This window comes from Chromatiales bacterium (assembly GCA_024234935.1).
GTDB lineage: Bacteria > Pseudomonadota > Gammaproteobacteria > Steroidobacterales.
In genome coordinates this window covers 204349-227545 of sequence record JACKNI010000002.1, presented here as the reverse complement: position 1 = coordinate 227545, position 23197 = coordinate 204349, and the positions used below count along the sequence as shown (strand labels likewise).

23 protein-coding genes are annotated in these 23197 nt (G+C 62.5%); 12 read left to right on the top strand and 11 right to left on the bottom strand.

Annotation, left to right across the window (positions count from 1 at the left end):
* Positions 1 to 20 precede the first annotated feature (20 nt).
* Together H6979_06420 and H6979_06415 are read right to left on the bottom strand one after the other, a co-directional pair.
* Positions 21 to 920 carry a hypothetical protein gene (locus tag H6979_06420; protein MCP5139472.1) on the bottom strand — a complete coding sequence of 300 codons (900 nt, stop codon included), beginning with the start codon at positions 918 to 920 and terminating at the stop codon, positions 21 to 23.
* Positions 921 to 933: 13 nt separating this feature from the next.
* Positions 934 to 2298: an MFS transporter gene (locus H6979_06415; protein MCP5139471.1), complete on the bottom strand. Its 1365-nt coding sequence runs from the start codon at positions 2296 to 2298 to the stop codon at positions 934 to 936.
* 206 nt (positions 2299 to 2504) lie between these two features.
* Here H6979_06415 and H6979_06410 point away from each other — a divergent pair, with 206 nt between their 5' ends.
* The 4 genes from H6979_06410 to H6979_06395 are packed head-to-tail and all read left to right on the top strand — an operon-like array spanning position 2505 to position 7277.
* The gene (locus H6979_06410) at positions 2505 to 3254 is read left to right on the top strand and encodes a gamma-glutamyl-gamma-aminobutyrate hydrolase family protein (protein MCP5139470.1); all 750 of its coding nucleotides are present in this window, start codon (positions 2505 to 2507) and stop codon (positions 3252 to 3254) included.
* On the top strand, positions 3251 to 4624 hold the full coding sequence (locus H6979_06405) for a glutamine synthetase (GenBank protein ID MCP5139469.1): 1374 nt from the start codon (positions 3251 to 3253) through the stop codon (positions 4622 to 4624). Before H6979_06410 ends, H6979_06405 begins: the two co-directional genes overlap by 4 nt.
* Complete coding sequence (locus tag H6979_06400; protein ID MCP5139468.1) at positions 4621 to 5997, top strand: aspartate aminotransferase family protein; 1377 nt, start codon at positions 4621 to 4623, stop codon at positions 5995 to 5997. Before H6979_06405 ends, H6979_06400 begins: the two co-directional genes overlap by 4 nt.
* Positions 5997 to 7277 carry an FAD-binding oxidoreductase gene (locus H6979_06395; GenBank protein MCP5139467.1) on the top strand — a complete coding sequence of 427 codons (1281 nt, stop codon included), beginning with the start codon at positions 5997 to 5999 and terminating at the stop codon, positions 7275 to 7277. Before H6979_06400 ends, H6979_06395 begins: the two co-directional genes overlap by 1 nt.
* Positions 7278 to 7311: 34 nt before the next feature.
* Here the strand turns inward: H6979_06395 and H6979_06390 are convergent, their stop codons facing one another.
* From H6979_06390 to H6979_06365, 6 genes are all read right to left on the bottom strand, one after another.
* Positions 7312 to 8544 carry a hypothetical protein gene (locus H6979_06390; protein MCP5139466.1) on the bottom strand — a complete coding sequence of 411 codons (1233 nt, stop codon included), beginning with the start codon at positions 8542 to 8544 and terminating at the stop codon, positions 7312 to 7314.
* A gap of 64 nt (positions 8545 to 8608) precedes the next feature.
* Complete coding sequence (locus tag H6979_06385; protein ID MCP5139465.1) at positions 8609 to 9874, bottom strand: hypothetical protein; 1266 nt, start codon at positions 9872 to 9874, stop codon at positions 8609 to 8611.
* Between the two features lie 149 nt (positions 9875 to 10023).
* The gene (locus tag H6979_06380) at positions 10024 to 10443 is read right to left on the bottom strand and encodes a biopolymer transporter ExbD (protein MCP5139464.1); all 420 of its coding nucleotides are present in this window, start codon (positions 10441 to 10443) and stop codon (positions 10024 to 10026) included.
* Between the two features lie 36 nt (positions 10444 to 10479).
* Positions 10480 to 10914, bottom strand: a complete 435-nt coding sequence (locus H6979_06375; protein MCP5139463.1) for a biopolymer transporter ExbD — start codon at positions 10912 to 10914, stop codon at positions 10480 to 10482.
* A gap of 29 nt (positions 10915 to 10943) precedes the next feature.
* The gene (locus H6979_06370) at positions 10944 to 11729 is read right to left on the bottom strand and encodes a MotA/TolQ/ExbB proton channel family protein (protein ID MCP5139462.1); all 786 of its coding nucleotides are present in this window, start codon (positions 11727 to 11729) and stop codon (positions 10944 to 10946) included.
* 171 nt (positions 11730 to 11900) lie between these two features.
* The gene (locus H6979_06365) at positions 11901 to 12524 is read right to left on the bottom strand and encodes an energy transducer TonB (protein ID MCP5139461.1); all 624 of its coding nucleotides are present in this window, start codon (positions 12522 to 12524) and stop codon (positions 11901 to 11903) included.
* A gap of 310 nt (positions 12525 to 12834) precedes the next feature.
* Here H6979_06365 and H6979_06360 point away from each other — a divergent pair, with 310 nt between their 5' ends.
* Positions 12835 to 13218 carry a hypothetical protein gene (locus H6979_06360; protein ID MCP5139460.1) on the top strand — a complete coding sequence of 128 codons (384 nt, stop codon included), beginning with the start codon at positions 12835 to 12837 and terminating at the stop codon, positions 13216 to 13218.
* 4 nt (positions 13219 to 13222) lie between these two features.
* On the opposite strand, the gene H6979_06355 is transcribed toward H6979_06360, so the two are convergent.
* Positions 13223 to 13714: a DUF192 domain-containing protein gene (locus tag H6979_06355; GenBank protein ID MCP5139459.1), complete on the bottom strand. Its 492-nt coding sequence runs from the start codon at positions 13712 to 13714 to the stop codon at positions 13223 to 13225.
* On the bottom strand, positions 13704 to 14291 hold the full coding sequence (locus H6979_06350) for a hypothetical protein (GenBank protein ID MCP5139458.1): 588 nt from the start codon (positions 14289 to 14291) through the stop codon (positions 13704 to 13706). The genes H6979_06355 and H6979_06350 overlap by 11 nt, the downstream gene beginning before the upstream one ends.
* An 11-nt stretch (positions 14292 to 14302) precedes the next feature.
* Here H6979_06350 and H6979_06345 point away from each other — a divergent pair, with 11 nt between their 5' ends.
* The 3 genes from H6979_06345 to H6979_06335 are packed head-to-tail and all read left to right on the top strand — an operon-like array spanning position 14303 to position 17236.
* Positions 14303 to 15001, top strand: coding sequence for a methylated-DNA--[protein]-cysteine S-methyltransferase (locus H6979_06345; protein MCP5139457.1), 699 nt, complete (start codon positions 14303 to 14305; stop codon positions 14999 to 15001).
* Positions 15002 to 15043: 42 nt separating this feature from the next.
* Positions 15044 to 16255: a GGDEF domain-containing protein gene (locus H6979_06340; GenBank protein ID MCP5139456.1), complete on the top strand. Its 1212-nt coding sequence runs from the start codon at positions 15044 to 15046 to the stop codon at positions 16253 to 16255.
* 57 nt (positions 16256 to 16312) lie between these two features.
* Positions 16313 to 17236: a hypothetical protein gene (locus H6979_06335; GenBank protein MCP5139455.1), complete on the top strand. Its 924-nt coding sequence runs from the start codon at positions 16313 to 16315 to the stop codon at positions 17234 to 17236.
* Here the strand turns inward: H6979_06335 and H6979_06330 are convergent.
* Positions 17233 to 18693, bottom strand: coding sequence for an OmpA family protein (locus tag H6979_06330; GenBank protein ID MCP5139454.1), 1461 nt, complete (start codon positions 18691 to 18693; stop codon positions 17233 to 17235). The two genes, H6979_06335 and H6979_06330, sit on opposite strands and share 4 nt — an antisense overlap.
* Positions 18694 to 18766: 73 nt before the next feature.
* Here H6979_06330 and H6979_06325 point away from each other — a divergent pair, with 73 nt between their 5' ends.
* From H6979_06325 to sohB, 4 genes are all read left to right on the top strand, one after another.
* Positions 18767 to 20698, top strand: coding sequence for an ABC-F family ATP-binding cassette domain-containing protein (locus tag H6979_06325; protein MCP5139453.1), 1932 nt, complete (start codon positions 18767 to 18769; stop codon positions 20696 to 20698).
* 119 nt (positions 20699 to 20817) lie between these two features.
* The gene (locus H6979_06320; protein ID MCP5139452.1) at positions 20818 to 21033 is read left to right on the top strand and encodes a hypothetical protein; all 216 of its coding nucleotides are present in this window, start codon (positions 20818 to 20820) and stop codon (positions 21031 to 21033) included.
* A gap of 103 nt (positions 21034 to 21136) precedes the next feature.
* On the top strand, positions 21137 to 22141 hold the full coding sequence (gene lipA, locus H6979_06315) for a lipoyl synthase (GenBank protein MCP5139451.1): 1005 nt from the start codon (positions 21137 to 21139) through the stop codon (positions 22139 to 22141).
* Between the two features lie 15 nt (positions 22142 to 22156).
* Positions 22157 to 23194, top strand: coding sequence for a protease SohB (gene sohB, locus H6979_06310; GenBank protein ID MCP5139450.1), 1038 nt, complete (start codon positions 22157 to 22159; stop codon positions 23192 to 23194).
* The last annotated feature ends 3 nt before the right edge of the window (positions 23195 to 23197 follow it).

Genomic DNA, 23197 nt, shown 5'->3' with positions numbered 1-23197 from the left:
CACTTATTTTGCAGTGCGGTCTAATTGGGCTTCTGATTCGGCGGCGCGCCGCGCAGAAAACTGACAATCCCCGCGCGTTGCAACTGGAACTCGGTAGGGAACCAGAACTTCTGCCCGGAACGGATCCAGTTGGCCAGAAACCAGTCCGGCACCCCGTGCTGCTGAAAGTAACCGAGTTCCGCCGCATAGGAACCGGATACCGGACCAGTCGACAGGGGCTCCCAATTGCGCGGCAGGTGGAAACCCATTCGGGCGCCGCGTTTGAGGTAGCGGAAACGGCCGCCGATGAAGGCCGATACGCACGCGCTGGAGCATTCGCTGCTGCTGTAGGTATCGAGTCCGTGCGCGATGATGAGTTCACGCATGCGCACGCCTTCCGAAAGCGCACCTCCGCCGCTGTTCAGGCGGATACGCCGCACATCCGGATTGCTGGCCAGCAATCCGGCAACGGCCTTGCTTGCGCCAAAACCCAGTCCGCCGTTCACCTCTATTTCGCGGGCACCTGGCAGCAAGGTCACCTGGTATTCATAGGGGCCAAGCGCCCAGGCAACGCGAGCGGCCAGCACTTGCTCGGCGCCGGCGACCAGTCCGCGTGTCGCGATCAGCAGTGTGAACAGGACCGCTGCAACCTGGGTGAGGCGTGCCGTGAAAACCCTGTTCGTGGTGCGCAGGGTCCGGTCGATTGCCTGCCAGAGCCCGACCATCTGCCAGAGCGGGATCAGTGCGGTCTGCAGGATGACGAGGCCGAGGATTGCGGTATAGCTGGCTGCGGAGTCGCTGCTGCTGATGCCGCTCGTTTGCGCGATCCACGGAATCAGCCAGAACAGCAGCAGCGTGAGCGCCACGCAATTTATCCACCAGGTGATGCCGAGGCGCAATTCACCGCGCCAGTGGCGGGTGATCCAGGAAAACAGGAGCATCCCCTGTATCTTCTCAGTGTCCGAAGCCGGCCGGTTCCAGGGACTTTGCCTCACCGGGGTCGAAACGTACCGGTCGTCCATCCCGGTTCCAGACCACGAATGCACCGATACCGATCAGAAGGTTGGCCACGCCGGTCAGGATGATTGGACCGGAGATCATCCAGTGATCGAACAGGTAACCGCCGGCCAGGCTGGTGATGAGAATGCCGGCCGCACCGCACAGGCCTGCAAAGCCGATCACCGACCCGCGCACATCGATGGGCGTTTCCTGGCCGAGCAAAGCCGTGACGGTGAGTATCACACCCATCTGTCCGATGCCGACCAGCGCACAGGCCATGTAGCCCAGCGGCGTAAAGGGCTGCGTTTGCATGCCGAGCAGCGTGTAGCCCAGGCCTGCAACGAGCAAGGCAACCATCACGCTGGTCAGGCGGTGAAAGCGGTCGATGGAAATGCCGATGAATGGCGCAGAGAGCAGCGATGAGCCCTGGATTATGGCCAGCATGATGCCGGCACTCTTCAGCGCTTCCGCGCCACTCATGCCCTCGTCGCGGCCAAGCTGTTGCAACCACAGGGAGACGAAGGTGACCACCAGCGTCAGGTCTGCACGGCCTACGCCGGAGCCCGCATAACAGATGATCAGGCGCGGATTCAGCCGGCCCTCACGCAGCCCGATCTGCAGGGTCCTGATCAGGCCGACCTTGCTGCGCTTGCCGGTAGGGGTACCACCTTTCAGGCCCAGCTGCATGATGATCGCGGTGACAACGCAGATTGCGGCCACGGTGAGCAGCATGTAGCGTCCGGCGTCAGCACCGTCAAAGCCATTATCCTTGAGTACGGCCGGTATCTTCGAGCCGAGCAGGATGGCGAGACCGACGCCGAGTCCGTTCAGCAGGCCGGTTGCGCCCGACAGCTTGCCGCGCGAAGTTTCCGCCGGGTAATCGGCGGCGGTCACGGCAATCATCGCGCCGACCGCGGTAACGCCGATCGCGTAGACGAAGCGATACAGGTACAGGTCCTGTTCACTGGTCGCGAACCCGTAGAGGCCGAAGCCGATTCCCGCGATGAACGCACCCGTCGCATAGATTGGCCTCCGGCCGAAGCGGTCCGACAGGCCGCTGACAAAGCCGATCAGGCAGAGGGCAATGATCTCCTGCATCGTGGACAGGAATCCGGTCAGCCGGCCCTGTTCCTCCAGCGGGATACCGACGATCTCGTTCAGCACATAAGGCTGCGTGAAGCTCAGAAAGCTCACGATCGGCATGACGATGAAACTGACGTACAGATAGGTGGAGGCATTCAGGCCCGTGATGCCCTGTGCAAACTCGATGGGACCGAGGCGGAATCTGCCAGCGGATGCGGGCGGGGGCGGCTGGCTCAAACTGAAATCCTTTCACAATGCCTGCACGGCCTGGCCCAGTGCCGCCGTGCTCTTGTTTTGCAGCTGCGCACCCGGAGGTATGCAGCTGCGCACTCTGGCCGGAGCGGCGTTTCCAGTCAACCTGGGCCCCGATTACGGCGGTTCCCGAGCGGAATCGGCAGGCTGCCTCTGGCGGCCGGTCGACGGCTCTGGCACCGTAGCCTTGCATGCGCCGCACCCAGCCCATCATTGGCGTCATCTCGGACCGTCGCACCCTCGGGCACCATGCCTTCCAGGTGCAGGGGGAGAAGTATCTGCGCGCCGTCGTGACTGGCTCGGGCGGGTTGCCGCTTGGCATCCCCTGTCTTGGTGCCGGTTTCGATTCGACCGGCGTTCTGGATGTACTCGACGGACTGCTGCTGACCGGTTCGCCGTCCAATGTGGAACCCCGTCACTATGGCGGTGCAGCGAGCCGCGCAGAGACGATGCATGATGCGGAACGTGACCTGCTTGCCTTCGCTCTGATTCCCGCCGCGATCCGCGCCGGGCTCCCGCTGCTCGCCATTTGCCGCGGCTTCCAGGAACTGAACGTGGCCTTTGGCGGCAGCCTGCATCAGGAGGTACACGCGCTGCCCGGCCTAGGCAGGCACCGCGAGGACAAGGCTGAACCGCTGGAAGTCCAGTACGGACCAGCCCATGAAGTGCGATTTGCAGCCGGCGGGTTGCTGGCGCGGATTACCGCGCGCGATTCGGCGGAGGTGAACTCGCTGCATGGCCAGGGTATAGACCGGCTCGGTGACGGACTGCTGATCGATGCGGTGGCACCGGATGGTCTCATCGAGGCCATCGTTGTGGCGGATGCACCGGGATTTGCGCTGGGTGTGCAGTGGCACCCCGAGTGGCGTGTGCAGGAAAGTGAAGTATCGATGGCAATTTTTCAGGCGTTTGGCGACGCCTGCCGGAGTTATCGGTCATGAGTACAGGCAACGGTGAAAGCATGAATGAAGAGCAGCTGCGGCAGTGGCTGATCGACCACAAGATCGATGAAGTCGAGGCAGTGGTCCCTGATATGGCCGGTGTTGCCCGCGGCAAGTACATGCCGGCCCGCAAGTTCACCGAGCAGGGCGGGATGCGTCTGCCCGAGTCGGTGTTCATCCAGTCGGTGACCGGCGAATATATCGACGATTATCTCGAGGAGAATGTCGTCGATCCGGTCGATCGCGACATGATCACGAAACCCGATCTGGACACTCTGCGTCTGGTGCCGTGGGGTGATGAGCCGACCTGCTGCGTTATCCACGATTGCTACACCCAGGAAAAAGAGCCGATAGACATTGCGCCGCGCCAGGTGTTACGGCGCATCGTGGAGATGTTTCATGCGCAGGGGCTGGTACCGGTCGTAGCCCCGGAGATCGAGTTTTATCTGGTCAAGCGCAACACCGACCCGGACTATCCGCTGGAGCCGCCCGTCGGCCGCTCCGGCCGCAAGGAAACCGTACGTCAGCCATACAGCATGGATGCGGTGGATGAGTTCGAGCCCTTCATTCAGGATATCTACGACTATTGCGAAGTGCAGCGCCTGCATGTGGACAACCTGGCGCACGAGACGGGTACCGCACAGCTGGAAATAAATTTCCAGCATGGTGACCCGGTCGAGCTTTCCGACCAGATGTTCCTGTTCAAGCGCACCGTGCGCGAGACGGCGATGCGCCACGAGATCTATGCCACCTTCATGGCCAAGCCGATGGAGCACGAGCCCGGCAGTTCGATGCACTGGCACATCAGCCTGCGGCGTGCTGCCGACGGCTCCAATGCGTTTTCCAATCCGGATGGTTCCGAGAGCGAGCTGTTCCGGCAGTTCATCGGCGGCATCCAGAAATACGGGCCGGACGCCACGCTGTTCTGCGCGCCCTACGTCAATTCCTACCGGCGCTTCACGCGCCATCTTTCGGCGCCGATCAACCTGCAGTGGGGCTACGACAACCGTACGGTCGGCTTGCGGGTGCCGCATTCAGACCCGGACAACCGGCGCATCGAGAACCGTCTGGCCGGTGCCGATGTAAATCCCTACCTCGCCATCGCCGCTTCGCTGGCCTGCGGGCTGCTGGGCCTGGAGGAGCGCCTGCAGCCCACTGCGCCTGAGGCGGGGAGCGCCTACCAGCGGCCGTTTGCCTTGCCTGGCAGTCTTTCCGATGCGCTGAGGCGTCTGGAAAACAGTGAACGCCTGCGGCCGCTGCTCGGCGACCGCTTCATCAAGATCTATACCGCCATGAAACGGCAGGAGTATCAGGCATTCTTCGAGGTGATCAGCCCGTGGGAACGCGAATACCTGCTGCTCAACGTATGAACACGGAAGATATTCAGCGCTGGCAGCAACTCGACCGCGAGCACTTCCTGCATCCGTTCACGGATCACCGCGAACTGGCGGCGCGCGGCACGCGGGTCATCACTCGCGCGGAAGGGGCTTATCTGTGGGACGCCAGCGGTAACCGGCTGCTGGACGCGATGTCCGGTCTCTGGTGTGTCAACCTCGGTTATGGCCGGCAGGAACTGGTTGCAGCTGCCACACACCAGCTGGAAACACTGCCGTACTACAACAGCTTCTTCCAGTGTACGCATCCGCCGGCGATCGAACTGGCTGCCGATCTCTGCGGCATTGCCCCGCCGGGCTTCAACCGTGTGTTCTTCACGAACTCGGGCTCGGAAGCCAACGACACCGTCATCCGGCTGGTCCGTTACTACTGGTCGTTGCTCGGCAGGCCGGACAAGCAGGTGATCATTGCGCGGCGCAACGCCTATCACGGCAGTACTGTCGGTGCGGCAAGCCTCTGCGGCATGCCGTGGATGCATGCGCAGGCGGGTCTGCCGATCCCCGGTATCGTGCATATCGAGGAGCCTTACTGGTTCGGCCAGAATGACATCGAGGATCCGGAGGAGTTTGGCAGGCATGTGGCCGGGCAGCTGGCTGCAACCATCGAAAAGATCGGTGTCGACAAGGTAGCGGCGTTCATTGCGGAACCGGTGCAGGGTGCGGGCGGGGCGATCATTCCGCCGGCCAGTTACTGGCCCGGGATCCAGCGTATCTGCGACGAGTACGGGATCCTGCTGGTCGCTGATGAAGTGATCACCGGTTTTGGTCGCCTCGGGCAGTGGTTCGGGAGCCAGCATTTCGGCATCCGGCCCGACCTCATGTCCTTTGCCAAGGGAGTGACCTGCGGTTATCAGCCGCTGGGCGGCGTCATGGTCGGTGATCGTGTTGCGGAAATCCTGGTAGCGCAGGGCGGCGAGTTCTTCCACGGCTTCACGTACTCAGGTCATCCGGTTGCGTGTGCTGTCGCGCGCGCAACCCTGCGTGTGCTGCGTGAAGAGCGGATCATCGAACATCTGGCGGCAGACCTGATTCCGGGATTCAGCAGCCGCTGGCAAAAGCTCGGCGCACATCCGCTGGTCGGCGAGGTGCGCTCGGTCGGGCTGATCGGTGCGCTTGAGTTCGTAAGCAACAAGGCCGTGCGGCAGAGGTTTCCGAGGGAACTGAAGGCCGGCGAGCGTTGCCGCGATTTCTCCATCGAGCAGGGGCTTGTGATGCGTGCCGTGGGTGACACCATGATCGTCGCGCCGCCCTTCATCCTGACCACAGCCCAGCTTGATGAACTGGTGGACAAGGCCTGGCGCGCGCTGGACCTGACGCAGCAGGCGCTGGGTGCGGCAGCGGGCGCGTGATTGCGGAGGCTCATCCCTCGTCATGGTATGTCGCGACCGCGCGCGGGCTGGTCGAACATCCGCCACTCAGCGGTACCGTGAGCGCGGATGTCTGCGTGGTTGGTGCCGGCTATACCGGCCTGTCCGCCGCCCTGCATCTGGCCGGGCGCGGCTACTCGGTGGTCTTGCTCGAGGCGCAGCGTGTCGGCTGGGGCGCATCGGGCCGCAACGGCGGGCAGATTGGTACCGGCCTGCGTCGCGATGAAGCCTGGCTGGAAGCGAGGTTTGGCCGGGATACTGCCACCGACCTGTTCCGGCTTGCCGAGGAATCAAAAGCGCTGGTCCATGCGCTCATCACGAAGCATGAGATCGATTGTGAGCCGGGCGCCGGCCAGTTGGTCTGTGCCGCGAAACCGGCACACCTGGATGCGCTGAAGCGCCGCGCCGAGAAGCTTGCCGTCGACTACGACTATCCGCACCAGCAGTGCGTGTCAAAGGCCGGGCTTGCAGACATGCTCGGCAGTTCCGCGTACTGCGGCGCCAGCCTCGATACGCGAGCGGCGTACCTCCATCCGCTGAACTACGCACTGGGGCTCGCCCGCGCCTGCTCTGCAGCCGGAGTAAGGATTTTCGAGCGGTCTGCGGTCAGCGGCTACGGTGGCAGCGGGCCGGTCACGCTGAAGACGGCTGGTGGCGAGGTGCAGGCCCGGTTCATGGTGCTGGCCTGCAATGCGCATCTGGATGAACTGGAGCCGCGGCTGGCCACGACGATCATGCCGATCAACAACTTCCTTGTGGCGACGGCGCCGCTCGGTGACAAGCGTTGCCGTGAGCTGATCCGCGACCCGGTTGTCGTTCACGACACGCTGTTTGTACTGAACTACTTTCGCCTGTCGGCCGAAGGCCGCCTGATTTTTGGTGGCGGCGAGAGTTACAGGCGGCGCTTTCCCGTCGATATCGGCAGCTTCGTGCGCCCGCACCTGCTGCGCATATTTCCACAGCTCGGTGATGTGAGCATCGATTACGCCTGGGGCGGGCGGCTCGCGATCACGATGAACCGCATGCCCCACCTGGGGCGCCTGGGACCGGATATCTACTTTGCCCAGGGTTACTCAGGGCATGGCGTGGCGATGGCCACGCTTGCCGGTCAACTGATTGCAGAGGCAGTGTCGGGCTCGGTTGAACGTTTCGACGTGTTTGCCCGGCTCGCGCCGCCGCCGTTTCCGGGTGGCACGCTGTTGCGCTGGCCAGGCCTCGTACTCGGCATGCTCTGGTATGCCTTGCGTGACCGGCTGCCCTGATCCGGATCCTGCCGCAGAGATTCCTGGCGCCGACTCAGAGCTTCGACGCGTAGATCGTCCAGAGCCTGGCGATCGAGCCCAGGTCCTTGCCTTTGACCTGGCTGAATGCCTTGCGCGCCTCGGCGCCATTCTTCTTCGCTATCTGGCCACGGCCAATCAGCATCCAGGCGTCGTCGGTATCCGGCAGGCCACCTTTCTTCAGGCCCCGTTTTGCAGCCGCGATGGCCTTGTCGGGCAAACCATAGCTCATGAACACTTCGCCCAGCTGGACGTCCGCCAGACCCTTAGGTGAAGCGATCGCGGTCTGCTCCAGCTTGGCCAGGGTCTGCTCCTGGGCTTTCATGCGTGTGCGCGCATCGTTCATGATGCGCTGATTGCGGGAATCGTCAGCGCCCAGCACCTTTCTCGCGTAGCCGAGTTCCATGGTCTTGAGGGCTTCGCCGGGCAGACCGGCCTGAATCGAGACGATGGCCCATTCGGTGAACAGCCTGGGTTCGTCGATCAGGTCCAGTTCGCCCATCAGGCGGTACACATTAAGCGCAACGCGGTCATCTCCCTGCGCCTGTTTGCGCAGCGCACTGGACAGCAGCTGCCAGTTATCCTTGGTTGGATAGAGTGTGACCAGCGATGTGGTGAGCCGGCTCAGCGCAGCGGAGTCGTTGAGGTTGCCATAGGATTTCAGCAGGATGCGTAACCAGTTCTCGTCCGGGCGTTTCCCCGCAGCCTGGGCATTGCGCACGGCGATCTCGGTTGCGCTGATCGCCGCCTTGTCATTGCCGCCGAGCTGATATGCCTGACCGAGCATCGCGTACATGTCCGGGTCCTTCGATCCGGTCGCCTTCAGCCAGCGCGTGGTGTATTCGATGGTCTTGTTCACGTCCCTGGGGAAGCTGAGCTGCGCGATCTGCTTGATCCGGTCGTTGGTCTGTGCCGGTGTCAGCTGACCGGAATTCAGCGTGCGCTCATACGCTGCTGCTGCCGCCGGATAATTTTTCTGCTGCAGGTAAACGTAGCCGTACATTTCGGCAATCTTGAATTGCTCGATACCGCTTTTCCCGCTGACCGCGTCTGCTTCCTTCAGTTTCGCCAGTGCCTCGTTGTTCCTTTTTTGCTTGCTGGCGGTGAGTGCGTCTTGCAGCAATTTACCGACCTTGGGACCAACCTTGGCTTCTTCTGCCTGGGCCACCGAAGTAATCAGCAGGCTGCCGGAAAGGGCCATACCGGCACTCGCTGCCAGGCAAAGGATCATCAGGAATTTCTTTAGCATCGGGCACTGTCTCCAGATTCGGTGTTGTCAGCCAGCTTCAGCCGCCACTGGCGATTTGCAATATTCAGGGCTGCTGTGCGGTATAAATCTTCCAGAGCTGAACCAGCAGCGAGTAGTCGGGTTTGCTGACCAGACCAAAGGCTTTCGCCGCCCCGGCACGATCCCCGGCAGCCAGAAAGGCGCGCCCAAGTGACAGGTTGGCGTCGTCCAGGCTCTTGACACCACCCTTTGCGATACCGCGCTGAATGGCCTCGATGGCTTTTGCCGGCTGATCGTAACTCAGGAAGGCCTCGCCCAGCTTGACGTCTGCTTCACCGACTTTTGCTGCCTTCGCCTCTTTCTCGAACTGCGGCAGGGTCTTGCGATCGTCAGCGACCTGCCTTCTTGAATCTTCCAGCAATTGCTGGCTTTTCTGCTTGTCGCCACTGGTATCGAGCACCTTCGTTGCGTAGCCGCGCTCGATGAACTTCAATGCTTCACCCGGTGAGCCTGAACGCAATGCGACGCTGGCCGCTTCGGTGAAATCGTCGGCGCTGTCCATCGCGTCCACGACATACAGCAGGCGGAAGACCTGGAGAATCTCCAGTTCCTTGGTGCTTGCTGCACGAAGAAGGCTCGATGACAGGGTTATCCAGTGCTCCTTGCGGGGGTAGTAGCGCACGAGATCAACAGTGGCATCGATGACGCCGGGATCGTTCTTCAGCTTCCCGTATGAGTTTTGCAGGATGAGTAGCCAGTTCTCCTCAGGCTTCTCTCCGGCGGCGACCGCACCGGCTGTCGCTTCCTTCATGTAGTTTGCGGCCGCACTGAAGTCATCATTGAAGTAGCTTGCCTGACCGACCAGGCCGACCATGACCGGGTCACGCGTACCGGCCGCTTCGAGCCAGCGCTTGCCATAGGTGACAACCTTGTTCAGGTCGCGGAGATCGGGCTGGAAGTACAGCTGTGCAAGCAGTCGCAGCCGGTCATTGACCTGTTCCTCGGGCAGAAAGCCCGAGTCCAGTCCGCGCTCATACAGCAGGGCGGCATCCTTGTACTTGGCCTGCTTGAGGGCGACAAAGCCGAGCAATTCATCGATCTGAAACTGTTCGAACGGCGTCTTGTCTTCAATGGAATCGGCGGCACGAAGTTCTGCTTCGGCTTCCGGAAACTTGCCTTCATTGGCGAGATCAAGGCCGGCTTTCAGGGGCTTCATGACTTTCTTGCTTATCTTGCCCGCAGCAGCCGGCTTGTCTGCGGCATGCAGTGCCGGGGCAGCGGTCAGTCCGCCCAGCAGAAGGCCGAGCGCGGTGATGGCAACGGCCAGGGTCGTGCAGGTTCTGTTTCGCATGCTCCGGGTCTCCCTGTCTGGCTGTGAGCGGCAACCGGTACTGCGCAAAGATACTCCCTCAGCGGAGTGAATAAACGCTGAACCGGTCTGTCGGTCTGTTGCGGGGCTGGAGTCGCAGTACGGGCGGAGGCCCTGGTCCGGCAGAACGACTACTCGAACTGCTCGTTACCGATCAACCCCATCTTTTCGATGCTGTTGCGCTGCGCGCTGGCCAGCACCTGAACCACATAATCGTACTTGACGCGCGCGTCCGGCCTGATGGCTACCTGCGGCTGCGGGACTTTCGCCGCCTCGGCCTTGAAGTAGCGTTCAAGCGTATCGAGGTTGGGTACCGGTGTGCCATTCCACAGAATCGTGCCGTCGTAATCGATCATTATCTCGATCAGCTCGGGCTGGACTTCCGGTGTATTCGGGTCCGGGCGCGGCATGTCGAGCTTTACCGCGTGCGTCATGATCGGCAGCGTGACGATGATCATGATCAGGAGTACGAGCATCACGTCGATCAACGGCGTGGTGTTCATCTCGATCATCGGATCGTTTTCGCCGCCCGTACCTACCGACATGCCCATGGAAGATGACCTCTGCTGATCCCGTTCGGCGATCAGTTAACGTGCGGAGCCACGGTCGGGCTCAGAGATAAAGCCGATTTTCTGGATACCGCCTTTTTGCAGCGCCAGGATTACGCGACCCACATACTCGTAGCGGCCCGCCCGGTCGCCGCGAACGTGTACCTCAGGCTGTGGAACGGTCATGGCTGCGCCGCGAATCAGGTCGGCCAGTACCTGGTTGTCGGGGACGAGCGATTCTTTCCAGTAAACATTGCCCTGACGATCGATGGCAATCGTGATGTTTTCCGGTTTGGTCTGCGTGGCGATATTGGTCGCTTTGGGGAGATCAAGGTTCACGGTCTTGGTGATGACCGGTACGGTGATCAGGAAGATGATGAGCAGCACCAGCATCACGTCGACAAGGGGCGTGGTGTTGATGGCCGACATCACCGGATGGTCTTCACCGTCACCGGACTGGACGTTCATGCCCATGCGCGTGTTCTCCCTCTTCCTGGCCGCGCTTACTTCTGGCTGCTGCTTACCAGCGTCGCATACAGATCGTTGGTGAAGTAACGGAACTGGTCGAGGATGGCCTTGTTCCGCCGCAGCAGCAGGTTGTAGCCGAGCACCGCCGGTACCGCGACGGCCAGACCGATGGCGGTCATGATCAGTGCCTCACCGACCGGACCGGCAACCTTGTCGATGCTTGCCTGGCCGGCGACACCGATCGCGATCAGTGCGTGATAGATGCCCCACACCGTTCCGAACAGACCGACGAACGGTGCCGTCGAGCCGACCGATGCCAGGAAGGACAGGCCGCCCTGCAGGTCGTTGTTCAGGCGATCAACGCTGCGTTGCAGATTGCCGCTGATCCACTCGGTAAGCGGGACCTTGTCGGTCAGTTTGCCTTCGTGGTGCGAGCTGGCATTGATGCCGCTTTCCACCACTGCACGGTAGACGTTGCCGCTGCCGGTGAGTTTCTGCAGGCCATCGGTCAGGGACGAGCCCGTCCAGAAATCGCGGCTTGCCTGTCTGGCCTGCCGCAACATCCGCGCCTGATCCCAGAGCTTGGTAAGAATCAGGAACCACGAGTACAGCGACATGCCTACCAGGATGATGAGGGTGCCGCGAGCGATGAAGTCGCCCTGCCCCCAGAGGGCAGCCAGACCGTATGGGTTTTCAGCTTCATTGGCAGGCAGCGTATCGGGTGGTGGTGTAGTGCCGGAGTCAGGCAATGTATCGAGCGGAAAATCGTTACCCGTTCCGGTCAAATCCGTCGTACCCAGGTCACCCGTATCGCCCGGCATGGTGCCCAGCGCCGCCGGATCCGCGGGTGGAATGCCCGCATCGGTCGCCGTGTTCTGTGCCAGCTGAATGTTCTCGCCTGCCATAGCTCGCCTACCTTGTGTTTAACTGTTTGCGCCCGGACGGAACGCCAAACGTGATGCGTTCATACCTGACTTGTCCGAAAAAAATAATCAGCCTTCGATTCTGAAAGTTACCTTGACTGAATGCCAGACCGAAACTGGCTTGCCGTCTTCTGTGCCCGGCGTAAACCGCCAGGCACGCAGCGCATGCTTGAGCGCCGCTTCGTCGAGCCGCGGAAACCCGCTGCTTGTCTGAATCTTGCCGTCGCTGACCTTGCCTTCGGGGTCGACCAATACCTGGACAATGACCGAACCTTCTTCGCCAAGACGTCTGGAGGTTGGCGGGTAGTCAGGCTGGAAGCGACGCTTGTACCTGGGGTCGATCTCCGGCGCTTTCTTGACCACCGGAGATGGCGGCGGTGCGACCGGGCGGGGTTTGTCAGTGACGACCAGTGCCGTTGTTGGCCCCTTCGTCGTGGTGGGCAGGTCGATGACGATATCCGGCGGCGGGACATAAGGCGGCGGAGTCTCCACGGTCGGCGGCGGCGGCGGCGGCTCCTCGTCCTTGGTGATCTCTTCGATGATCTCGGCCTTGATGAGCGGCGGCAGGCGATCGAGGATCACCGTGGACAGGCTCGAATTGATAGCCACGACCAGCATCACGTGGAATGCCACGATGCCGATGAGTATTGCTGTCCGGCCTGCGCTACGGCCTGTGTTAAAGGTGCTGTCCATGCGTCCGCATCAGGAGTCTGTGCAGTGTATTACACCGGTTTTATCCGTCCGTTCCGTACCGACTCTTGAGTACGGTTACAGAACCGGCTCCATCCGGATCAGAAAGCCCCCTCTGATCCGGACGGCAAATCTACCCGATATTTCTGCCGATTGCACACCGGTCTGCATACCGAACAGTCACATGTGTGTTGAGGGATTTCCTGATTTGCAAAATCCTAGGTAGTTCCCACAGTCTCGTGGTCTCGGCATTTCCGTCCGGGCGTGGTATGCATCCGGACATTCCGCCCGGTCTGCAGTCGTGGAGCATCCAATGTGCGCAAATGTCGCCTGTTTCAGCCTTCTGCACCGCGGGCTGGCTGTTGCGATTGCCGCATCATCGCTGTTGACTGCCTGCAGCAGCGTCGAGAAAAGTGCGGACTTCGACCGGCACCGCTACAGTCAGCTGACGATTCCCCGCGACCATCCCGGTGTCATCTACTTTGATCTCAGGTTCCCCCCGGAATATCCGGCCGATGATCCGGCAGCAGATGCGGCCCGCATGCGCTGGCTCGGCGACTGGCTCGCCCAGCGCCAGCTTTGCCCCGACGGTTTCGAGGTCTCGAAGCGCAGGGACTTTGACTATCTGGAAGACAATCCGCGCGGCAATCAGCAGCGCTGGGAAGTGGTTTGCCGCGCCGCGGTGAAAACGGATTGAAACGTCAGAGACGACGCTCCATGAATACACGGGTACCTGCTTCAGCGCCCCAGCGTTGGGCAAAACCGGCGTTCAGTTCGAGAACGCCGATCACCGCTTCCTGTGATTCAATCCGCTCTGTGGACAAGGGAGTGGTGTTTCTCGCGATGCTGGCGATGGTCAGATCCTCACCGATAAACAGCATGTCCAGCGCGATCAGGGTGTTCTTCATCCACATGGCGATGCCGACGGGTTCGCCGTAACCGAAGTACATGCCCTCGAATTCGGGCATGGACTCTATGAACATCAGGCCCTGGGCGCGTTGCTCCGGGCTGGAAGCGATATAGATGTCGATCAGCAGGCAGCGCGGACCACGGGTTTCAAGCACCAGCTGCCCGCGCGGGAAATCGTGCAGCAGAGCGGCGGGTTCGGCAGCAGTTGCCGGGGCGCCGGAAAGAATCAGCGTCAGTGAGAATGCCGCGTGAGCCAACCAGTGCCGGGACCGTTCAGTTGCCATCGAATGCAAAGCGCCCGTAATAGTGCAAATCGCCCAGCGTCAGCGACGAGTGGTCGTTGAGTGCGGGCAGTGCACCCGTACAGTAGAGCCTGCCTTTGAGCTGACGGCGGTTGTTGCGCAAGGTGGGTGATGCCAGCTCGGAGATGTCCGTCCAGCACCGTCCGGTACCGCCGGAGCTGTAGAAATGCCCGCTGCGCTCATCGATGAAAGTGACATTGGCCGGCTTTTCGAGGCCCGCGACCGGTGCGGTGACCCCGTCGATCCCCACGACCAGCACCAGGCGTTCATCGTGGCCCTGGTCCCAGGCAAAATGCAGCCGTATGCCTTTGCCGTCCGGGCGCCTCATGCCCTCACAGCCCAGTCTTTCTCCCGACCAGTCGAGTTGCATGGCCAGAGCGCCAAAGATCTGGCCGCGCAGGTATCCCTCACAGCCCATTGCTGCGGCCGCGGTATCAGGTACGGTTTGCGACAGGGCGAGCCAGCCGGTCAGCAATACCGCCGCTGCGCCACCCGGTCCGCTCAGGCGAGAGAACGATATGCTGGCGGGACGGGATTGAGTCCTGGGTTTGCTGGTCATCGGAGAGTGTCATGCCGGATGAATCGATGCGTAGCGCCTATGCTAAGCCAGGTCGGAGAATCACTGTGAGTATTCCCCACGAGACAAAGCCTGCTTCGGAATCCCGCCCGCGGGCCCGAAATCCGGGGGTCACTCTCGAGCCGGTGGCTGCCGCAATCGCGCCGTCGGCAACCCGCATTGTCGCGGCGCGGGTCGAGACACCATTCGGCGGCTGTGTGGTGGCCAGCACTGCTGGCGCCATCTGTTTTCTGGAATTTGTCGCGGACGACGATCGGCAGGCCATGCAACGCCTCCAATCCATCTGGCCCGGGGTTCCCCTGCGGCGCGTGCCAGAGCCGGATCTCCAGCTCGGACCCCTGCTGGCCGGCAGGGGCACGAACCCGGGTACGAGCCGACTGCATCTGCGCGGTACGCCCTTCCAGTTGCGGGTATGGGACGCACTTCTCGGTATTCCTGCCGGTACCCGTATTGCCTATCGCGAGCTCGCTGCACGGATCGGTGCGCCTCGTTCCGTGCGGGCCGTGGCAGGAGCGGTTGCTGCAAATCACGTTGCAGTACTGGTGCCCTGCCATCGTGTCGTGCGCGCAGATGGCGAGCCCGGCGGTTACCGCTGGGGGCAGCCGCTGAAACTGGCGCTGCTGGCGGCTGAACAGGCCGCCCTGCAGCCAACTGTGAACCATAACGCAGTGAACCAGGCGCCCGGCGAGTAAGGTCGTACCGGTCAAACGGATTAAATTCGGGTACTTCCGCGCGTGAGTCCAGATCTACATCACCACCTCAGTTCGATGGTGACCGAGCGGCAGCAGGATGGCGCGCGCCTGCGTTTCAGCGATCTCCTGGAGCGTGAGTTCCGGCAGGTCTACGCGGAGCGCAATTATCCGAAGGTTCGCCAGATCCTGATCGCCTCAGCGGCCCTGATCCTGGTTTCCCTGATCGTCGGTGTCGTGTGGGCCACGCTGTCCTGGCCTACAGCGGTGTACATGCTCGGCATTACGCTGCCGGTACTGACGGCGACCCTGCTGCAGACTTACAAGGAAGCCTCCTATCGTCGCTCGCAGACCTTGCTTGCGCTGACGATGTTCCTGCTCGGGCTGATTTGCGTTTCATTGTCCCTGCGCGGCAGCCTGAGCGGCGCGGCATACCACTTTGCAGCCACGGTCGCCTGGGTCTTCATGGTCTGGGTCGCGCTGGGTCTGCAGTTCAGGTACGCAGCGGCCACGGCGGTAGCCTTGTCCTGCAGTTATATGTGGGGACAGCTGACCTGGGACTTCCCGCGCAGCGAGCTGTACTTTTCGGCTGTCGGATTGCTGACAGTCAACATCATCGGCGGTTACTGCTGCTACCAGCTTGAATCGGCGGTGCGCCAGGCTTTTCATGAATCGCGGCTGCTGAACGAGCTGGCAGAACGCGACGGCCTCACCCGCCTCTACAACAGGCGGCGCTTTGATCACAATATCGAGAGGCTGTGGCGGCAGTCGCGACGCGACCAGAGTCAGTTGACGCTGATGATGGTTGATATCGATCATTTCAAGGCTTACAACGACTGCTACGGTCACCAGGCCGGCGACGATGCGCTGGTGCGTGTGGCTGAAGTGATCTCAAGCTGCGCACAACGCCCACTGGACTTTGCGGCCCGTTACGGCGGCGAGGAATTTGCGGTCGTGCTCTATGGCCCGGTGCGTGATCATGGGCGCGAGTTGTCCGAACATCTGCGCCACACAGTAGAAGAGCTCAAGATCCCGCATGCAGAATCACCGACCAGCTCGTGGCTCACCGTCAGCATCGGTGTTGCAGTCGTCAACCCGGGCACGGCGCGCAGTCTTGCCGGGGCCATACAGCTTGCTGATGAAGCGCTGTATCAGGCCAAGGAAGAGGGGCGTAACCGGGTTGTCGTGCGCGATGCCAGCTCAGCTCACATACAGACGGGGCGCTTCCGCGCTTCGCAATCCCGGGCTCGCGCCTGAGGCGGTTGCGGCTGCCCCGGGCACGGCCCGACGCCGTCATCGGCTGCAGGCCGGACGATGAGTGATCCGGGCCGGCGCATCCTTTACGTTCCGGGTATCCGCGCCAAACCGTCGCCGGATCTGCACCGTGCGGTGCTCCGCAAGTGTGTGTTCGAGGGGGTGCGGCGAGCCGATCCGGGGACGGCCGAGGCCTTGTCTGCAACGCCGGATTGCCTGCGTCTCGTTCCCTGGGGGCACCTTTTCTATCCCGAATACCGCGACCTGGGTCTCGATGCAGCGGGCATCGACGGTTTGCTGGCTGATCCCTCACCGACGCGTGAGACGGTCAGCGGGATTTTCGCGCCGAAGCGGCGTCTCGCGTATCTGCTGCATCGCCTGGGCGACCGTATTCCGCTGCTCATCGACTGGCTGGCCGATGCCGATACGCGTATCAACATCGATGACTCGCTGCGCTACTTCGAAAATCGCGATGGCGTTGCGGACCGGATCCGCGCCTTGCTGGGCGCCGAACTGCAAAGTGCCTGGGCTGCCGGTGACCGGGTGCTGCTCATGGCCCACAGTCTGGGTTCGGTGATCGCCTGGGACACACTCTGGAAGCTGGGTCAGTCCACACAGCCCGGACATTCAGGAGCCAGCGTAGATCTTTTCCTGACGCTCGGCAGCCCGCTCGGCACGCGTTTCATACGCCGCCGGCTTCTCGGTGCACAGGCCCATGGTGCGAAGCGCTATCCGCAAGGCATTCACCGCTGGCGGAATCTGGCTGCTCTTGGTGACCTGACGGCGCTCGGCCATCGTTTCGCCGACGACTATGCGGAGATGCTCCGGCTTGGTCTCGTCGCGGAAATCACGGACCAGATCAATCTGGTCAATCCGTTCCGGGGCCAGGAGGGGCTCAACGTACACAAGTGCTATGGCTACTTCGTGAATGCCGTCAGCGGTGCAGCGATAGCCGAATGGTGGCGTGAAGGCTCTCGGGTCTAGAGTGATGCGTCCTCATTGGCCGTCTGAATAACGATATCTATGCGGCGGTTCTGTTTGCGGCCAGCGCTGGTGTCGTTGCTGGCAATCGGACGGTCTTCCCCGTAGCCGAGCGCATGCAGGCGCCCCGCGGGCAATGCCAGTTCGGACATCAGCCGGCTTTGTACGGTCTGTGCACGCGCTTCGGAAAGACGCTGATTCGATTCGGCATCGCCCGCCGAGTCCGTATGTCCCTCGATTACGATCCCCGCACGCGGGAAGAGCGCGATCGCCTGTCCGACTTTCTGCAGCAGCGGTCCGGCGCTGCGTTCGAGTTGCCCAGAGCCAGGCGGGAAAGACAGACCGATGAGTCGCAAAGTCAGCTTGCCAGGCGTCTGGATGATCCGGGCTTCGTCGGGCCGAAACTGCTGCTCCAGCGCGCTGACCTGTTCGCGCAGGCGCTGTTCTGCCGCCTGCTTCATCAGCAGGCGGTCACGTTCCGTGGTTGCTCCGCCGAGACGCGCATCCATTTCACGGAGTTCTTCTTCCATCCCCTTGAGCCGCCGGTCGCGTTCGCCGAGTTCGTTCTCGGCGCTTTCGGCCCGTGCGCGCAGAGTCCTCATACCCGTCACAAGTGATTCGGTTGCCATTGCATCGCCGGCAATGCTGACCGCGGGCAGTCCCGCTGCATCGGCCATGCGCCGCACACTCTGCTCAAGTGACAGGACCAGATCTTCGATGGTCTGTTCGTCCGTATCGACCTGACGTATGGCCGTAGCGAGATGCAGCGTATGCGCGGCTGCCAGCCGGGCCGCTTCGATTTCAGGTGCCGCCAGTTCGGGCTGCGAGCGGTTTGCGGCGAGTGCAGACTCCGCCTCCGCGAGCCTGGCGTTGGCCTCGGCCAGCGTCTGCGGGGCGTACCGGGCCGCTTTCATCCGCCCGGCTTCAACGAGCAGGGCGCGTACGGGAGACAGGTAACGGCTGCGCAGCGCCTGCAGCTGTGCTTCGCGGTAGCCGTTGGCGGCGACGACGCCGAGTTCATCCGCGCTTTTCAGGCCGCCATCTTCCAGGCGCTTCGTTGCCGCCTTGAAGTCCTGCTCGGCCTTCAGCCAGCGCTCGGGAACCAGTCGCCACGCATCCGCGCTGCGCGCTGCTTCGCGTTCACGGATGACGTCGGCGAAGGTCTTTTGCGCCAGCTGTGCCGCCGCGATCGCTGCGCGAAACCGGTTATCAGCCTCGTTGATGTCTTCGTTCAGCGTCGCCGTGGCCCGGCCGGATTCTGCCTGCCGGCGGGCGCGCTCCAGGGTCTTGACTGCTGCCGCATAGTTGTCGGGCGACAGCATTGCAGCATCGGCGGCTTCGGCCTGCGCGCGGCTCGCCATTACGCCCCTGAAGGGGTCGTCCGCGGTAACGGCAGTTGCCATCTCCGGCAACAAAATGCCGGCCACCAGCAGGACGCCAAGGCTGAACACCATCCGCATCACATGAGCCCTCGGAAAGACCGGGATATTCTGCAAGAAAACCGGCAACCTCGCGGCTATAATCCGCGCCCTCATGATTACCTTCCGAAACCTTGCCCTGCGGCGTGGCGAGCATCTGCTGCTGTCCGGTATCGACCTGTCCCTGCACGCCGGCTGCCGGGTCGGTGTGATCGGCCGCAATGGTTGCGGCAAGACCAGCCTGTTTGCGGCGATCCAGGGTGAACTCGAAGCCGACCAGGGCGACATCGACTTGTCGGGCAGGATCCGCATCGCCAGCGTGGCACAGGAAACGCCTTCGCTGCCGGATCCGGCCATCGACTTCGTCATTTCCGGTGATACGGAGGTCTGGGCGGCCATCTGCGCCGAATCCGCAGCGATGGCGGCCGAGGATTACGAAGCGGTTGCAAAGGCGCATCAGCGGCTGGAAGAGGTGCACGGCTACGATGCGGCCGCGCGTGCCGGGCGGCTGCTGCATGGCCTGGGTTTCCCCGCTTCGACCCACCTGAAGCCGGTCGCGGAGTTTTCCGGCGGCTGGCGGGTACGGCTGAACGTGGCCCGGGCGCTGATGACCCCGTCCGACCTGCTGTTGCTCGACGAGCCCACCAACCACCTCGATCTGGACGCCGTGCTGTGGCTGGAGCAGTGGCTGCTGAAATATCCCGGCACACTGCTGATGATTTCCCACGATCGTGAATTTCTCGACGGGGTCAGTACACACACCCTGCATCTGCACGAGCAGCGGGCAAAACTGTATACGGGTGATTACACCGCCTTTGAGCGGCAGCGCGCCGAGCACCTGCGCCTGCAGCAGATCGCCTTCGAAAAAGAGCAGGCGGAACGCGAGCATCTGAAGAAGTTCATCGACCGCTTCAAGGCGAAGGCCAGCAAGGCAAAGCAGGCGCAGTCGCGGATGAAGCGCCTGGCGAAGCTCAGCGGCACCGAAGCGGTGCGCGCGGAGCGCTCGCTGTGGATCAATTTCGAGGTGCCCGCAAAGCTGCCGTTCTCTCTCGTCCGGCTGGATCACGTCGAGGCCGGATATCGTGCCTCGGCCGTCAATGCCAGCGAAGATCATCTGCCCGGGGAGGAGTCAACCGCAGCAGGCAGCGTGACGATCCTGCGCGATGTGTGTTTCGGCCTCGAAGCCGGCGACCGCGTCGCGCTGCTCGGTCCCAACGGTGCCGGCAAATCGACCCTGGTAAAAACCCTGGTCGGCGAATTGCCGCCGCTCGGCGGCGAGCGCCGCGTGCACAGCGACCTGCGCATCGGCTATTTCGCACAGCACACGGTGGAGAGCCTGCGCGAAGGCGCGACGCCGATGGATCATCTGCGTGATATCGCGCCGGAGGCCACGACGCAGGAAATGCGCAGCTTTCTCGGCAAGTGGTACTTCCCGGCCGAACGCGCCTTCCAGTCCGTCGATGTGATGTCAGGCGGCGAGCGCGCCCGGCTCGCGCTGGCGCTGATCGCCTGGCGCAAGCCGAACGTGCTGCTGCTCGACGAGCCGACCAACCATCTGGACCTGGACATGCGCGAGGCGCTGGCCGAGGCGCTGGCTGATTTCGATGGCGCGATCGTGCTGGTATCCCACGACCGTCATCTCATCGGTCTGGTCTGCGACACCTTCTGGCGCGTGGCCGATCACAAGCTCGAAGCCTTTGCCGGGGACCTCGACGGATATGCAGCATGGCTGCGTGCGCGCCCGGCCAAAGCGGAGAAGGAGGCCGAGCCGGAGAAGGTCAGCCCGCCACCGAAAGCCACACCGCAACCGAAGCCTGACCCGAAGCGGAGCAGGCATCTCAAGGAGATCGAGAAACTCGAACAGCGCATCGCGGTGCTTGGCGGCGATCTCGCACAACTCGAGGCCAGTCTCCAGGATCCGTCGCTCTACGCCGGCAATGCGGACGAGATCGCCCGGCTGACCGCACGGCACGGCGAAGTTGGCGCACAGCACGCCGCGCTCGAAGCCCAGTGGCTGGAAGCCTACGCCCGGCTGGAGGCTGGCTGATCAGCAACTGACAGTCGCTCCGATCCTGTCCACAAGAAGTCCTGCTTCTGCCGGCCTTGCCGGCCACCCCCCCCCTCGTTCCGATTCTGTGGCGCCGTTCACGGAATGCCGGCGCGCCTTTGCCTAATGTTCAGGCCATGCGCGCGAAGTACTACACACGCTTCCTGCTGCGCTCCGCCGAGCCGGGGTTCGCCGACGAATACAGTGGTGTTGTCGAGCTGAGCCATGCCGTGAACCAGGTGCTGGAGCCTCACGAGATCGAGGCAGTGCTTGCCGAGAATTTCCACCGTGACCAGCAAGAGGTCGAGCTTCTGAACTGGTCAAGAATTCACTAGGCAGTCCTGACGCAACTTGATGGATTGACTTTACCCTTCCCCCTATATTCGCCCGGCCTTGTGCCGGGCTTTTTTTTTGGCTGTCCCGGCTACAATGCCCGGCATGAGCAGCTTCAAGGGCATCCCCATCGAAACCGGTACCAAGTACCGGACTCCCGAGGGCGTGGTCGCCGTCCGGAACGGCATCAAGCGCAGCAAGGCGGCAGTCGAGACCGCGCAGCCGAGGAAACCCGACTGGCTGCGGGTGCGGCTTGCAGCCGGCGGCCGCCATACGGAAGTCCAGCGCACCGTGCGCGAGCATCGTCTGGCCACGGTCTGTGAAGAATCGATGTGTCCCAATATCGGTGAGTGCTGGGGCAATGGCACAGCCACCATCATGCTGATGGGCGGCATCTGCACGCGGGCCTGTCGCTTCTGCGCCGTGGACACCGGCAATCCACATGGCCGGCTCGACGCGGAGGAACCCGCCAATGCGGCGCGCTCGGTAGCGCTCATGGGACTCAGGTATGTGGTTCTCACCTCGGTAGACCGCGACGATCTGCCCGATGGAGGTGCCGCTCACTATGCCGACTGTATCCGGGCCATCAAGGCACGGAATCCGGCCACCGCGGTGGAGGCGCTGACGCCCGATTTCTCCGGTCAGAAGGCGGCTGTTGCCACAGTAGTCAGCGCCGGCCTGGAGGTTTTCGCACACAATCTGGAAACGGTGCGGCGGCTGACGCCAGCCGTGCGCGATGCACGCGCCGGCTACGATCAGTCGCTGGCGGTGCTTGCCCATGCCCGCGATGTCAGCGCGACCTTGCCCGGCCGGATTCTCACCAAGAGCAGCCTGATGCTGGGTCTGGGCGAGACGGAGGAGGAGGTGGCGCAGGCCATGGATGATCTGCGCGCCAGCGGTGTCAGCCTGCTGACGCTTGGCCAGTATCTGCGCCCCACGGTCAATCACCTGCCGGTGATCCGCTTCGTGCATCCGGACGAATTCTCCGCTTACCGGCGGCTGGGGCTGGAGAAGGGTTTCATGGAAGTCGTATCCGGGCCGCTGGTGCGTTCGAGCTACCGGGCCGAGCGTGCGCTTGAGGGCAACAACGTCGGCTTGCCGGCGGGCTGAAGAAGGTAGCGGACGATGGGTGCTTTTCTGCTCGACTACGGCTTGTTTCTTGCCAAGGCCGTCACGATCGTCGCGGCAATCGCCGCGGTCGCGATGCTGGTCTTCGGCCTGTCCAGGCGCGGCCATGCGGCTTCGGGTCTCGAAGTCGAGAAACTCAATGACAAGTATCGGCAGCGTTCCCGGAAGCTGCAGAGCGCCCTGCTGCCCAAGGCCGCATTGCGCAAGGCGCTCAAGCTTGAAAAACAGCACGACAAGGAAGCGGCTGCCGCCGCTGGGAAAGCTGACGAGGCCGAAGCCCGCCGCCGCGTGTTCGTGCTCGACTTCAAGGGTGACATACGCGCGACTGGCGTGACGGCGCTGCGCGAAGAGATCAGCGCGGTACTCGCCGTGGCGCGCAGCAAGGACGAGGTGGTGCTGCGCGTCGAGAACTTTGGCGGTGCGGTGCACGAACATGGCCTCGCGGCCTCCCAGCTCAGGCGTTTGCGCGACCGTGAAATCTCCTTGACGGTCATCGTGGACAAGGGCGCAGCCAGCGGCGGTTACCTGATGGCATGCATCGCCAACAAGATCATCGCCGCGCCCTTCGCCGTGATCGGTTCCATCGGCGTGATTGCACAGATCCCCAACTTTCACCGTCTGCTGGATGCGCGCGGTGTGGACTTCGAACAGGTGACGGCGGGGCGCTACAAGCGTACGGTCACGATGTTCGGCCGGAATACCGACGAGGATCGCGCCAAGCTGCGCGAGGAACTGGAGGATGTGCATGCCCTGTTCAAGAACATGGTGGCCAGCCATCGCCCGGCCCTGGATATCGAGGCGGTCGCTACCGGCGAGCACTGGTACGGGACGCAGGCAAAGGAGCTCGGTCTGGTCGATGCGCTCGAGACGAGCGACGACTACCTGATTCGCGCGATGGAATCGGCGGATCTTTATCATGTCAGCTTCCACGCCAAGCCCACGCTCCAGCAGCGCGTGCTTTCGGCCATGCGGGTGACCGTCGATGAGGCTGCGCTCTGGTTGTCGCAGCGCAACCAGGAAAGCCGGTTTCACTGATTG

Coding starts and splice junctions, on each gene's coding strand:
- H6979_06420 (MCP5139472.1), bottom strand. CDS start 920: ATGCTCCTGTTTTCCTGGATCACCCGCCACTGGCGCGGTGAATTGCGC.
- H6979_06410 (MCP5139470.1), top strand. CDS start 2,505: ATGCGCCGCACCCAGCCCATCATTGGCGTCATCTCGGACCGTCGCACC.
- H6979_06405 (MCP5139469.1), top strand. CDS start 3,251: ATGAGTACAGGCAACGGTGAAAGCATGAATGAAGAGCAGCTGCGGCAG.
- H6979_06400 (MCP5139468.1), top strand. CDS start 4,621: ATGAACACGGAAGATATTCAGCGCTGGCAGCAACTCGACCGCGAGCAC.
- H6979_06390 (MCP5139466.1), bottom strand. CDS start 8,544: ATGCTAAAGAAATTCCTGATGATCCTTTGCCTGGCAGCGAGTGCCGGT.
- H6979_06385 (MCP5139465.1), bottom strand. CDS start 9,874: ATGCGAAACAGAACCTGCACGACCCTGGCCGTTGCCATCACCGCGCTC.
- H6979_06380 (MCP5139464.1), bottom strand. CDS start 10,443: ATGGGCATGTCGGTAGGTACGGGCGGCGAAAACGATCCGATGATCGAG.
- H6979_06375 (MCP5139463.1), bottom strand. CDS start 10,914: ATGGGCATGAACGTCCAGTCCGGTGACGGTGAAGACCATCCGGTGATG.
- H6979_06370 (MCP5139462.1), bottom strand. CDS start 11,729: ATGCCGGGCGATACGGGTGACCTGGGTACGACGGATTTGACCGGAACG.
- H6979_06365 (MCP5139461.1), bottom strand. CDS start 12,524: ATGGACAGCACCTTTAACACAGGCCGTAGCGCAGGCCGGACAGCAATA.
- H6979_06360 (MCP5139460.1), top strand. CDS start 12,835: ATGTGCGCAAATGTCGCCTGTTTCAGCCTTCTGCACCGCGGGCTGGCT.
- H6979_06355 (MCP5139459.1), bottom strand. CDS start 13,714: ATGGCAACTGAACGGTCCCGGCACTGGTTGGCTCACGCGGCATTCTCA.
- H6979_06350 (MCP5139458.1), bottom strand. CDS start 14,291: ATGACCAGCAAACCCAGGACTCAATCCCGTCCCGCCAGCATATCGTTC.
- H6979_06345 (MCP5139457.1), top strand. CDS start 14,303: ATGCCGGATGAATCGATGCGTAGCGCCTATGCTAAGCCAGGTCGGAGA.
- H6979_06335 (MCP5139455.1), top strand. CDS start 16,313: ATGAGTGATCCGGGCCGGCGCATCCTTTACGTTCCGGGTATCCGCGCC.
- H6979_06330 (MCP5139454.1), bottom strand. CDS start 18,693: ATGCGGATGGTGTTCAGCCTTGGCGTCCTGCTGGTGGCCGGCATTTTG.
- H6979_06325 (MCP5139453.1), top strand. CDS start 18,767: ATGATTACCTTCCGAAACCTTGCCCTGCGGCGTGGCGAGCATCTGCTG.
- lipA (MCP5139451.1), top strand. CDS start 21,137: ATGAGCAGCTTCAAGGGCATCCCCATCGAAACCGGTACCAAGTACCGG.
- sohB (MCP5139450.1), top strand. CDS start 22,157: ATGGGTGCTTTTCTGCTCGACTACGGCTTGTTTCTTGCCAAGGCCGTC.